Origin of the sequence: Halosubterraneus shenae, assembly GCF_050510935.1 — an archaeon.
Taxonomy (GTDB): Archaea; Halobacteriota; Halobacteria; order Halobacteriales; family Haloferacaceae; genus JBDGPU01.
In genome coordinates this window covers 91,615-103,507 of sequence record NZ_JBNLVO010000001.1, presented here as the reverse complement: position 1 = coordinate 103,507, position 11,893 = coordinate 91,615, and the positions used below count along the sequence as shown (strand labels likewise).

Annotated in this window: 13 protein-coding genes; 6 read left to right on the top strand and 7 right to left on the bottom strand. The window is 63.4% G+C overall.

What is annotated here, in order from left to right; genetic code table 11:
• Nucleotides 1–5: 5 nt before the first annotated feature.
• Nucleotides 6–746, bottom strand: coding sequence for a DUF5806 family protein (locus tag ACQE3M_RS00445; protein WP_430503494.1), 741 nt, complete (start codon nucleotides 744–746; stop codon nucleotides 6–8).
• A gap of 383 nt (nucleotides 747–1,129) precedes the next feature.
• Between ACQE3M_RS00445 and ACQE3M_RS00440 the strand changes: the two genes are divergently transcribed.
• On the top strand, nucleotides 1,130–1,378 hold the full coding sequence (locus ACQE3M_RS00440) for a hypothetical protein (RefSeq protein ID WP_430503493.1): 249 nt from the start codon (nucleotides 1,130–1,132) through the stop codon (nucleotides 1,376–1,378).
• A 236-nt stretch (nucleotides 1,379–1,614) separates the two neighbouring features.
• Here ACQE3M_RS00440 and ACQE3M_RS00435 read toward each other — a convergent pair whose 3' ends face one another.
• Entirely contained in the window at nucleotides 1,615–2,562 is a 948-nt protein-coding gene (locus ACQE3M_RS00435; protein WP_430503492.1) for a S8 family serine peptidase, read from the bottom strand.
• A 47-nt stretch (nucleotides 2,563–2,609) separates the two neighbouring features.
• Nucleotides 2,610–2,906 (bottom strand): hypothetical protein, encoded by a 297-nt coding sequence (locus ACQE3M_RS00430; RefSeq protein WP_430503491.1) that lies wholly within the window; start codon nucleotides 2,904–2,906, stop codon nucleotides 2,610–2,612.
• A 206-nt stretch (nucleotides 2,907–3,112) separates the two neighbouring features.
• Here ACQE3M_RS00430 and ACQE3M_RS00425 point away from each other — a divergent pair, with 206 nt between their 5' ends.
• Nucleotides 3,113–3,400, top strand: coding sequence for a hypothetical protein (locus tag ACQE3M_RS00425; protein WP_430503490.1), 288 nt, complete (start codon nucleotides 3,113–3,115; stop codon nucleotides 3,398–3,400).
• Between the two features lie 45 nt (nucleotides 3,401–3,445).
• Here ACQE3M_RS00425 and ACQE3M_RS00420 read toward each other — a convergent pair whose 3' ends face one another.
• The gene (locus tag ACQE3M_RS00420) at nucleotides 3,446–4,801 is read right to left on the bottom strand and encodes a PGF-CTERM sorting domain-containing protein (protein ID WP_430503489.1); all 1,356 of its coding nucleotides are present in this window, start codon (nucleotides 4,799–4,801) and stop codon (nucleotides 3,446–3,448) included.
• A gap of 225 nt (nucleotides 4,802–5,026) precedes the next feature.
• On the opposite strand from ACQE3M_RS00420, the gene ACQE3M_RS00415 reads away from it, so the two are divergent.
• The 3 genes from ACQE3M_RS00415 to ACQE3M_RS00405 all read left to right on the top strand — a co-directional run bounded on the left by ACQE3M_RS00415 (nucleotide 5,027) and on the right by ACQE3M_RS00405 (nucleotide 8,621).
• A complete protein-coding gene (locus ACQE3M_RS00415; protein ID WP_430503488.1) occupies nucleotides 5,027–5,395 on the top strand; it encodes a universal stress protein in 369 nt (122 codons plus the stop codon).
• Nucleotides 5,392–5,934, top strand: coding sequence for a GNAT family N-acetyltransferase (locus ACQE3M_RS00410; protein ID WP_430503487.1), 543 nt, complete (start codon nucleotides 5,392–5,394; stop codon nucleotides 5,932–5,934). The genes ACQE3M_RS00415 and ACQE3M_RS00410 overlap by 4 nt, the downstream gene beginning before the upstream one ends.
• Nucleotides 5,935–7,187: 1,253 nt before the next feature.
• Entirely contained in the window at nucleotides 7,188–8,621 is a 1,434-nt protein-coding gene (locus ACQE3M_RS00405; protein WP_430503486.1) for an MATE family efflux transporter, read from the top strand.
• 79 nt (nucleotides 8,622–8,700) lie between these two features.
• Here ACQE3M_RS00405 and ACQE3M_RS00400 read toward each other — a convergent pair whose 3' ends face one another.
• Nucleotides 8,701–9,636 (bottom strand): DUF7351 domain-containing protein, encoded by a 936-nt coding sequence (locus ACQE3M_RS00400; protein ID WP_430503485.1) that lies wholly within the window; start codon nucleotides 9,634–9,636, stop codon nucleotides 8,701–8,703.
• 150 nt (nucleotides 9,637–9,786) lie between these two features.
• Here ACQE3M_RS00400 and ACQE3M_RS00395 point away from each other — a divergent pair, with 150 nt between their 5' ends.
• On the top strand, nucleotides 9,787–10,335 hold the full coding sequence (locus tag ACQE3M_RS00395) for a diadenylate cyclase (RefSeq protein ID WP_430503484.1): 549 nt from the start codon (nucleotides 9,787–9,789) through the stop codon (nucleotides 10,333–10,335).
• A gap of 41 nt (nucleotides 10,336–10,376) precedes the next feature.
• On the opposite strand, the gene ACQE3M_RS00390 is transcribed toward ACQE3M_RS00395, so the two are convergent.
• On the bottom strand, nucleotides 10,377–10,598 hold the full coding sequence (locus ACQE3M_RS00390; RefSeq protein ID WP_430503483.1) for a hypothetical protein: 222 nt from the start codon (nucleotides 10,596–10,598) through the stop codon (nucleotides 10,377–10,379).
• 157 nt (nucleotides 10,599–10,755) lie between these two features.
• Complete coding sequence (locus ACQE3M_RS00385) at nucleotides 10,756–11,361, bottom strand: metal-dependent hydrolase (protein WP_430503482.1); 606 nt, start codon at nucleotides 11,359–11,361, stop codon at nucleotides 10,756–10,758.
• Nucleotides 11,362–11,893 lie beyond the last annotated feature (532 nt).

The window sequence follows — 11,893 nt, the reverse complement described above, 5'->3', positions numbered from 1 at the left end:
CGTGGTCAGTCCTCGACCGGCTCGTGGACGTGGCCGCATTCCGGACACTGGACCTCCTCGCCGCGGAGCTCCTGGCTCGACTCGCGGACCTCGCGCATCACGCTGGAGATGCGCTCCTCCGCCTCGAGCTCGTCCTCGACGTCGAGGTCGACACCCTCGACCTCGAGGAGGAACTTCGCGATCTCCGTGACCTCGTACATCGTCTCGTCGAGGTCCTCGGCGGTGAAGAACCCGCACATCGCGCCGTAGAGGAAGGTCGCGCCCGCCTTCGTCACCTTCTCCTCGAAGGAGTGGCGCGCCTGGTTGACCGCCTGCGGCGAGTAGGTGTCCGTCATGAACGGGATGAGTTCGGGGAGGTTCTCGCCGATCTTCGTCATCTCCACGCCGGTTTCCGTCCGGAAGTCGGCACAGAGCCGCGCGATGGCCCACTCGCGGGCCGTGACGTACGTCCGGTCGCGGAGGAACTCGTTGACGCGGTCGTACTGGGCCCCGTCCATCTTCTGGAACCGCTCGTACTTCCGGACGTCTCGGGGGACGTCGCTCTCGGCGGATTGGTCGGGGGCCTCGTCGGTGGGGGCCTCGTCGACGGCGTCGTCGCCGGCCGCGTCGTTGCCGGCCGCGTCGTCGATGGGGGACTCGTCAGCGGCAGGTTCCTCGCCCGGGTCGTCGCTCGCGGCGGAGGGATCCGTGCCCGTCTCGGTTCCCTCGTCGGTGGAATCCCGTGCCGCGGCTCGCTCCTCGGTCATACACGGTGTATCCCGTCCGGCACGCAAAAGGGTTGCCCGTACGACCGCCAGCGGGCGAGTCGCCGGCCGGCGATAGCTCGTCGAAGACGTGACAGTACAAGCCCCTCAGGTTACCGCCGGTAGTGTTCAGAGAAGCAATATTCGATAGAGGAGTAGTCGGAAACAGCTGAAAGCCCTCGGCAGTCTCGGCTCCTGCGACTCGCTGCGCTTTCGCTCCTGTTCCTGGTTCCGTGTTACTTTGTCGGGGTTCGGTGAGATGCTTCGCTCTTTTCGCCGGGGGCAGCTACGGATGCGGGCGTCGCTCATTTCTAGGAACCCTTATCTAAACATCACCTTTTCACCGTCACCGAAACTTTACCAAGGCGCCGGGCTACGGACACGATATGGCCACAACCGAACCTGACGAGCGGGTCCATTACGTACGTGACATCGAGATCTACGACGATGCCGAGGACGTGAAGACGGTACGCTTCATTGGAGACTCGAAGACCGTCGATGTCGGTATCACCGACGACACGATAGTCGAGTTCGTTGAGGCAGCCGAAGAGGTGTTCAAGAGGATCCACACCCACATGGGCGATCTGCATGATATACTCAACGACCCATCAGAAGATGACGAAGAGGATGACTGACGTCTACAACACGTTCTTGATATCGTCGCAGAGAACCCCGACCTCAATGCGGACGAAATCAAAGAGTTCGCGGCCGACTAAGGGGTCGATGTCGTCCGTGTCGAAGAACTGCTCGTGGTTGTGATAGAACTCTTGGATATTATCGGCGCGGACGATCGCTGTTGGATGATGCGGAAGGGTCGGTTCGCGTTCACCGAATACGACTACTCGGAGATATAGCAGTTCGACAACTGTCCTTATCGGTTTACTCTCTGTGCCAGGTTCTGTCGTGTGGCGCCCATATCGAACTTATAAAGATCTCCTTCATCAAGTAGACTAGAGCTTTCAGACGCAGTGCGGACGATCTCCAGAGCGGACAGATTATTCCACGATGTTGGTAGATCGCTCAAGGCAGTGGCAAGTAAGCCCGTAACGATCGGCGTTGAAAAGCTCGTACCGAGTTGGAGGGAGACCTCACTAGCGCCGTTCTCTTTGAGGTGTATTGGTGGGGCGGTTACGTCTGGGACCGAATTGTGCCAAGAGACGTTTCCTCCCCACGGCTTTTCAACTCGATGCGTCATACAGTCCGCTCCGCTACAACACCCGCTCTGGCCGCAGAAGATGCCAGTCGGAGTTTCTCCGTTTTTTGACTCGAGCCACCACTGCCCGGACTCCTCCCCCCGGACGATTTCGTGACCGCAGTAGGGCATATACCCAGCAACACTGAGGACCTCGTCACAAATTGCTGGGCAGTGAACGCCCAGCCTTTTTGCACGTTCACGGTTCCCCGTCGCGACGACCGGACAGACATCGTCTTCTTTGGCCAGATACCGTGTCTCCCGAGAAAGCGAGCATCGCCCACCACATTCATGAGGGATTCCAAGGGACATATTTAGGAGGTCGATATCAGTATCCGCAACGTCATTAAGTGCGGATATCACCGCTCCTCGACGGCTGCCCTGATTTGACTCCGAGGGGTTTGTCGGCGTGACCTGAAACGTACTAAAGGTTGCACGCGGTGCCATCGCGGCTGCTAGGTCAAGCACATCTGTCCCATGGCCTATCAGATCGTCTGCCTCTATCGAGAGATAGCCGTCGTGGGCTTCCTCGAATTTAATCCCCGATTTGAGTTCCTCTGGTGGGTTGCCAACCGAGTCGAGGATCCCTATATGGACTCCCTCACCTTCCTTATCCGACCCAGGCACATTGAGGGATTGAATGAATGAATCGTAGACGTATCCAATAAAATCGTCTACATCATCGAACCGGTCTGGGATTGAAAATCTTGACTTTCCAGTGTGTAGACATCGTTATTGTCCAGTTCCACTGAGATCACACCATCAGTTTCGCAAAGCTGGTCGACATCGGCTTCAGGCAGCGTGACACGGAAGGTAGTTCTACCAACCGTTTCGAAGTCTTCAATATCAAGCTCCGAAACCGCATCTACGAATTCATCGATGTCCTCGGAGTAACCGACGAGGAGGGTTATCTGGCTGTGGCTATCGCTGCCACGGACTTCGCGGACCCCCGGCTCGATGAACTCAGACATGCCTATCAATAGCGACCGCTGCTGTGTTAAATCTGGTTATTAGAAGAATGATTACATGCCTCACTATCATTTTGCCCTGCAACTCTTCTCGTCGATCTCTATTGATGTCGAAGTGCTCCGAAACCAGACACCTCCCATGAAAGGACATATTCCGTGGCTAATTGTTCAAAGACATTTTCAATGCCGCTAAAAGAGTCATCGGGCGCGTGACGAAGCCGCGGGCGTCGGCGTCAATCAGCTGGGCGTTACACCTACCTAGCCTAAGCCGACTCGGAGCCCCTCGAGGAAAAGAGCGGGGAGATAGTTCCACTCGTGATAGCGTCGCTGACCTGGACGACAAGCTCGGCGGCGCCCAGACGGAACGCGACGAACTCGCCGACCCCGACGAACTCCCAGAGAGCGCTGCCGCTGCTGGTGAAGTCTTCAAGGCGGAGGGGAAGTACTGGGTTGTAGGAAAAGGCGAGTATGCGTTCGACCCGAATTCACCCACGTGAGAACTCAGACTCTCAGTACGGTCTTACTTTTAAAACAAGTGGTCGCTATCCGCGCCGCCACCACGCAACACTTGCCAGTAGCGCGGCCAGTGCGATCTCGATGCCGAACCCGGGCGTTTTGGCGTTGGTCGCGGTCGCTGTCTCCGTGGGAGAGGTATCAGTTGCAGTTATCGACTCGGTCGCGGTTGAGGACTGGGTCACAGTAGTCTCAGGGGTTTCAGTCTCTGTCTCGGTCGGTGTTGCCGTTTCAGGTTCGGCAATCGTGAACGACGATGTCGCAGTCACGGGCGCGTCGTCTACCGTGACGTGGACCGTGTACTCACCAGGCGCCAATACCGAGAGATTCAGTTGCAGCACGGCACTCTCGGAGGCATTTAAAGTCATCCAGTCGCCCTCCGACTTGGGAACTGCCCTCGCGGTGACGTTCCCGGAGTCGTTCGCGATGCGGACAGTGGCGGTGTATTCTTTCCGATCACTCTCGACGCGGATGGTTTCCTCTTCAACGTCGACTGTCGCTTCAAGAGTCTGCTGTTTAACTCTGAATCGAGTGACCTCGTTACCGGATTTGTTCTCGAGGACACGATAGATCCCCGGTTCGACGTCAGTGGTGTTGACGTACAGCCGACCGTCAGTCGCGGCCTGTTTCGTCATGATATGCTCGCCGTCGAGCTGTTCGAGGCCGTACCGGTCGTGGGCTGTCACGTTGACTGCGACGGTCTCTCCTTGCCAGACGGTTTCGCCGCGCCCGACGATTCCGTCATAACTGTCTGGTGGATGGGTGATCTGCGGAATGTCGAAGATATCGATTCCACCCGTTCCGCTTTCAGGGTCTCTTGCACGGATCGCCTCCTCGCCGCCCGCGAGGTCATCGAGTGCAATTGTGATTTCACCATTAGTGCCTTCGACTGCTACCGTGCTCCCGTTGATCACATTCCCGTTCTCTCCCACCAGCCGATCAGCGAGGTTATCGGTCCCGTATATGTATATCGCCGGAGTCCCACCTCGGTTCGTCGACACGGTAACTGTGGCTGTCAGGTACGGAGGATCCTCCGTCGAGCGCGTCACAGAAACACTGACACCGATCGTCTGGATAGCCACTTCGAAGGAAATTTGCTCTCGATCTGGCGTCGTCACGTAGTACTGCCCCTTAAGTTCGCTTGTGTCGATTTCGAGGTCGCCGTTTTCGAGCGTAATGTTGCGAACATGTGACCCGCTCTCAGTATACAGAGCGGCCTCGTCGGCGCTGGAGAAATTGCTCGCGACGATCGTCTGACCCTGCCAGTAAAATTCTCCGTCCGTGAGTGGCTGTTCATCACTCCACGCAACAGCGACGCCGGCACCGGCAGCGACCAGGAGGCTGGCCGCGAGGATAGCGATTACGAATCGAGTGAGTCCGCGCATACACCACCATTTTTCGAGGAATGAAATGAGTGTTGTCCCAGTGATACGATCTGGCAGACCGCTCGATGGCTGTTTTCTCAGTGCCTACAGAGAAGGCATCGTGAACTCAGAAATTTATGCCCTTTTAGAAACGATATCAAAGAAATCTACTCGTCGTCGACGACCGCCTTTATTTGGACGACCGCCACGCCCAACCCTTTTTACCGCGCCGGGCAACCTCCGCCCATGAAACTGCTACTCGGGATCGGGGGCACCGACGACTCGCTGGCGGCGTTAGACCAGACGGTCGAGCGCGCGGTCGCCGCGGGCGACGACCTGACGGTCGCCGTCCTCGAGAACCCCGACTCGCCACGCACCCCGGAGGAGGTCGTCGACCACGTCGAGAAGCACCTCGCCGAGGCTAACCTCGACGCGTCCATCTGCCGCGTGGAGGGCGATCCGGGAAGCCGCCTCGTCGAGCTCGCGGAGAGCGAGGACTTCGACGGCATCGTCCTCGGCGGCGGCGAGCGGAGCCCGATGGGGAAGATCAACCTCGGCAGCATCGCGGAGTTCGTCATCCTGAACGCCACAACCTCGGTCACGCTCGTCAGATGACACCGGAGCGCTTCCCGGACGCCGTCGCCGGCACGTTCGAACCGCCGCCCGTCGAGTTCGAGGACAGGGAGGGCCGACCCATCGAGGTTCGTGCGTACGACGGCACCGACGCCGAGCACGACGCGCTGGCGCGGATGTACGACGACTTCGACCCCGCCGACCGCGCGCAAGGGATCCCCCCGAGCCGGCCCGAGAAGGTCCGCGAGTGGCTCGAGAGCATCCTCGGCGGCGACTGCTTCAACGTCATCGCGTGGCACGGCGACGAGGTCGCGGGCCACGCGACCCTCGTCCCCGACGAGGACGCTTACGAGCTGGCGATCTTCGTCCACCAGGAGTACCAGGAGGCCGGTATCGGCACCCGCCTTATCAAGGCGCTGCTCGGCTACGGGCAGCAGGAGGACATCGAGAAGGTGTGGCTCACCGTCGAGCGCTGGAACCGCGCCGCCGTGGCGCTGTACAAGAAGATCGGCTTCGAGACGACGAACGCCGAGAGCTTCGAACTGGAGATGGCGTTGCGACTGAACGAGGACGGGGAGTAGGTCTGAGGCGGTTTTCCCGGAGTTCGTTTATACGGGGGACGGCGTGAGGGCGTCGTGTTCGTCGATGGCGTTGGAGTCTTCGGGCGCTCTTTATAAGCGGATGGTTGGACGGGCGCAGGCGCTGTTGCGCTCGACGGTGCCGCAAACACCCAGAAAGCCCTCGGCCGCTCGTGCTTATAAACCGGAAGCACAGGTGCAGACGTTGCTGCACTCGACAGCAACGCAAACACCCAGAAAGCCCTCGGCCGCTCGTGCTTATAAACCGGAAGCACAGGTGCAGACGTTGCTGCACTCGACAGCAACGCAAACACCCAGAAAGTCCTCGGCCGCTCGTGCTTATAAACTGGATAACTGGGTGCAGACCCTGCTGTGCTCGACAGCACCGCAAACACCCAGAAAGCCCTCGGCCGCTCGCGGTCGCTGAGCAGGATATCTGGACCTCTCCGCACCGCCCGGTCCAGATAGGGCCTGACTCAGCGACTCCCCTCCGGCGCGACCGGCCGTCGCCCTTTCAGTCCGCCAGGACCGCATCGCAACCGCGACCGCGACGGCACCGCGACAGCAACCGCGACCGCGACGGCACCGCGACAGCAACCGCGACCGCGACGGCACCGCGACAGCAACCGCGACCGCGACGGCACCGCAACCGCAATTCCTCAGCCCTCCCCAGCCTCGGCCGGGGCGCGCCGGCACCGCACCGCGCGGCGCGCCCGGCCTCCCTCGCACGCGTTGCTCGCGCGCGCCGACCGCTCCGCACCGCACGCCGGAAAGCCGGCGCGCGACGACAGCCATCCAACCGCCGCGAGCGACGCCTCGCCACCACTCCGGGGTGGGACTGAAAGGGGCAGCCGCTGCGCGGGACGCCCTGCGACGTAAGCACAGAGCCAGCGAACGAGCGAAGCGAGTGAGCTGGCGAGGCGCGCAGCGAGCAGCGCGACCGCCTCAGCGGCTGGGGCTTTCTGGGCATGCTGAGTGGTGTCGTCGGCGACGATCGTTTCTTCTATTTATAAGTGCGACCGCTCGCCGATTGGGGCCTTCTACGTGTACCGAGTGGTATCGCCGGCGACGATAGCCCCTCTCGTTTATAAATGCAAACGCTCCGCGGCCAGAACCTACTCGGCACGATTGGCGGCGTCGCCGTCAACTACCAACTAATAGACCACTAATCGAAAGCGGGCTCCGAACTGGATCAATTCAACAGATCGCCCGCTATCTGAAACGTTTTCACGGCCGCCCGTGAAGCGCCGGACGAGTTGGTCCCCAATCCCTTCCGCCAAGCGTTGCTGCTCGTCGGCACCGGCCTCGCGAGGCTCGGCCTCATCGACCGCGAGCACGTCGAGCGGGCGACGGAGCTCTCGTGGCCGCGGATCGTCACCGGGATCGCCCGGATGTCGAAGGCCGCAGCCGACGTGGCGATGGTCGGGCTGGCGGTCGGCCCGGCGGCGATCGCCGGCGTCGGCTTCGCCTCGCCGTTCTGGGGGCTCGCGTTCGCGCTCGGCGGCGGCATCGCCGGCGGCACGATCTCGATGGTCTCCCAGCGCTTCGGCGCGGAGGCCTGGGAGGAGCTCGCGCTCGCGGTCAAGGCGGGCGCGTTCGTCGCGTTCGCGATCACCCTCCCCCTGACCGTCGGCTACTTCCTGTTCTCCGAGTTCCTCATCGAACTGATCGGCTCCGGCGAGGCGGCGACGGGCTACGGGGCGGAGTACCTCCGGATCGTGGGCTTCGGCGTCCCCTTCGCGGCGCTGAACCTCATCGGGAGCCGGACGCTCGTCGGCGCCGACGACGCCTGGACCGCGATGGTACTGCGGGCTGGCGGCGCGGTCATCAACGTCGCGGTCAACGGCGTCCTCATCTTCGGGCTCGACATGGGCGTCGTCGGTGCCGCCATCGGCACCGTCGCGAGCAACGTCGTCGTCACCGCGGCGTTCGGGATCGGCCTCGCCGCGGGGCGCCTGCCGGGGATCGGCGCGTTCCCCGTCCGCGTCCCGCTCTCGGGGCCGCACCTCGATCTCGGACTCGTCGGCGACCTGCTCCGGATCGGCACGCCGCTCGTCGGGACGAACCTCGCCCGGACCGGCGCGCAGTTCCCGCAGATCTACCTCGTCGGCCTGTTCGGCCCGAAGGTCGTCGCGGCCTACGTCGTCGCGCTCCGCGTCCGCGGATTGATGGGGACGCCGGGGTGGGGGTTCAGCCTCGCCTCCTCGAGTCTGGTCGGGCAGGCGCTCGGCGAGGCCGACGAGAGCGCGGCCGACGCGTGGGCGAAGGACGTGATCCGCTTCTCGGTGGCCGTCTACCTGCTCGTCGCCGGCGCCGTCGCCGTGTTCGCGGAGCAGGTCGGCCGGCTGTTCGTCGAGGACCCCTCGATCCTCGGGCTCGTGGTCACGTTCATCTACGTCGCCTGCCTCTCCATCACGTTCAAGGGCGTCGACGGGGGCGCAACGGGCCCCCTCCGCGCGAGCGGCGACACGCGCTGGCCGCTCTACTCGCAGCTCGTCGGGATGTACGTCGTCGCACTCCCGGCCGCCTACCTCGGGACGGTCGTCCCCGCGATCGGCATCTACGGCGTCTTCGCGATGATGATCCTGCAGACGTCGGTCCCGGCGGCGATCACCTACTATCGCTACCGGACGGGCGTCTGGAAGGCCATCAGTCGCGAGTATCGCCCGGATTCCGCCTCCGTCGATTGAGGGGAACGGGGTAGACCGAGCTCGACGGGGACCGAGCCCAAAAGGAACGAACGCGAAGCGGACCGAGCAGCTGACCGGATCAGTCGGCCCGTACTCCGTACTCCGGCGTCACGTCGAGATCGGCGTCGACCCGGAGGGCGATGGCGCCGTCGGGCGACGTGAACCGGACCGGCGGCGCTGCCGGCGTTTCGACGGTCTCGGCCTCCCAGTTGCAGATCCAGCCAAGTCGCTCCCAGGCGGTGGTAGCGTCGCCCTGCCGCATGGCCTCGGCGACGGCCGGGTGGTCCATACGGGCGAACAGCGGCTGGCAGACGGAGCCCCGCCCGCAGACGTCGCATTCGAGGTCGACGGCGAGCCCGGACCAGCGGTCGCAGTGCGGGCAGACGCCGTCGTCGCCGAGATCGTGGGAGCCACAGATCCGGAGGTTCTTCGACACCGACCCGCGGCACTCCGGGCAGATGTCGTCCGCCATCGACTCCGAGACCCGCTGGAAGGACTCGTGGACGATCCGGTGCAGTTCGTTCGGCTCGCGCCGTTTGACCGCCCGCGGCGACGCGGAGACGGCGGTGAGCGTGCCGCGCGGGAGCGCGTCGAGCGAGACGCTCCCCGGACATTCGTCACAGATCGTGAGCACTCGGGTCCCGTTGTACGAAACCGTCAGGTCGGCACCACAGCGGTAACACGCCGCGTCGACGGGCCGCCGGTCGAGCTGGAGGTCGTCGGTGAGCGTGCCGCGTCGAAGGATGCGGACGATCTCCTTGCCCGGGTCCCGAAGGCGGTAGCCGCCGTCGACCGATTTGACGAAGAGGCCGGTGAGCTTCGTAAGGTGGTAGTTGAACCGCCCGCTGTCCTCGACGTTGACGGCTTCCTGAAGGTCCGTGTAGCTGATAACCCGCGGCTGCGGGTCCGGAAACGACGACGCGTCGTACAACGTCGATAAGATTCCCAGCCGAATCGGGTCACCAACGAACGACAGCACCTCCGCCGCCTGGGAAAGTTCGTCGCTGTCGTCCATGCGTGTTCACGACGGTGGACAGTCTAAACTATTATTGTTTGGGCTTTTTCGCTCCCTCCCCCGGAGCCACAGAGATAATGGTGTGGCCGCCCAACGTCGCTCTATGGGAGCACGCACGGCCACGGACGACAGGGGAGGTGAGCGGACCGCGTGAGCAACGACTCGCTTGCGATCGAGTACGGGGACCACCGTCCGGTCCAGCACCTGATCGACTGCCTCCAGTTCGGACTGGAGGGGATCAGCGCAGCCTTCGAGAAGTACGACGAGCAGTTCGTGAAAGGCCCGGGGCTCTACTTCGCCGTCGTCTCCGGGTGTTCCGTCGACGAGTACGCCGACCCGATGGGTGACAACCGCTGGCCGGTGGAGAACTACCGCGAGGTGACGGCGGACCTGGACACGTTCACCGACGTTGCGTACGACGTCGCGACGTCGTGTGACGGCGCCGTCGTCGTCAGTGTCGACGGCGTCATCTCCGACCAGATGGTCCGGTTCAAGGACGTCGGCGTCGAGGGCGCGCCGGACTACGCCGACTGGATGGGCTCCCGGCACATGAGCGCGTACGACATCTCGACGCGGCAGGACGTCGTCGCGACGATCACGCTCAGCGAGGAGACGGGCCGCGTCACGCGGTTCCAGTCCGGATCGTACACGTCGCTCGAGCGCGACGAACTCGGAACGCCCTGGCGCGGCAAGGGATAGCCTCGGGCGGGGCCTTCGTCAGCCGCCCTGTCCAGCGGAGATTACTGTGAGTCCCCGGCGTCGTCCAGCAGGCCGAGGTCCTCCGCGACGAGGTCCTGCACGCGCTCCGCGATGGCGGGGTCGATCTCGGCGACCTCCTCGCCGTCGTGGAGTCGCTCGTTGTGCGACTCGACCGTCTCGCCGACCGACGAGAGCGGCACCTGCGACTCCGTGTCACACTCCGGACACACTACCGGCACTGTCGGGTCGTCCTCGTTCGCCATACGCTCGACTTCGCTCGGGGATCGATATAATACGCTCGATGGGAGCAGGGATGCCGGGAGGGACCGCTGAAATCGTCAGCAGACCACTGGATCGCCCCCCGGCACGGGGAGCCGTCGAGGGACCGTGCCGGCAAGCAGGAACCGTCATCCAGGTGGATCAGGGCGCTCGATAGCGCTCGGGGACGTACTGGGACAACCGGTCCGGTACGTAGCCGAAGACGACCGGCGCGAGGTCGGCGAGTCGCCGGCGGAGTGCCGCGTACGTGCCGGCGACGAGGAGTGCGACGGCGACGACCCAGCGGAAGGGGCCCTCGAGGAGGACGAACAGCGGCACGCCGACCGACGCGGCGAGCAGGAAGTCCTCCCTGGCGCCGTCGTACGGGATCCACCGTTTCGGCGTGCGCCACTCGTTCCGGACGTGGTCGTACACCGCCTTCTCGGAGGTTCCCTCCCAGGGGCGAAGCTCGAGGCCGCCACCCCACCGATCCATCCGACAGTGGGCCGCCGCGCCGATGGCGAAGAACGCGAGGGCGACGGTAACCGGAACCGCCGTCGCTATCGCGAGCATCGCCGCCGGGACCGCAAGCACCGTGTAGATCGTCGGGAAGTGGAGAGTCCGCCGATGGCCCGCGTAGAGGTCCACGTCCGGGAACACGCTCCCGAGGAACGCCCCGGCCAGCGCCGCCGAGGCGAGTTCGGGATGCGTCGCGGTCAGCGGCGCCGCGAGCGCCAGGCCGACCACGGCGTGCGTCGGCAGCATCATACGTGGATAGAGGGACTGTCGAGAGATAAGCACGTCGCTGATCGGGGTGGGGCTTCGCAGCCGGACCTGGCGATGTAGCTAGTTCAGGGGCATTTGAGCGTCTACAGTTGGTCTTGTATTTGAGATGTGAGGAACGACTGAAAGCCCTGGGCCGCTCTTGCTTATAAACTGTAAGAACAGGTTCAGACGCTGCTATGCTTGACAACACCGCAAACACCCAGAAAGCCCTCGGCCGCTCGCGGTCGCTCCGCGACATATTCGCGGCTCTCCGCACCGCCCGCCGCGAATAGAGGTCGTCGGAGCGACTCCCCTGCGGCGCGACCACTGGAAGACGGTCCGGGCTGCCTGCAGTAGCGGGCTGCCGGGCTACGACTTCCATGGTCTCGTTCGCTCCGCTCACGAGAGCGGCCGTCGCCCTTTCAGTCCGCCAGGACCGCGACAACGACAGCAACCACAACAGCACCGCAACAGCACTGCGCAGCTACCGCACAGCTACCGTATGCCTCAGTCCTCCCCAGCCTCGGCCGGCGCC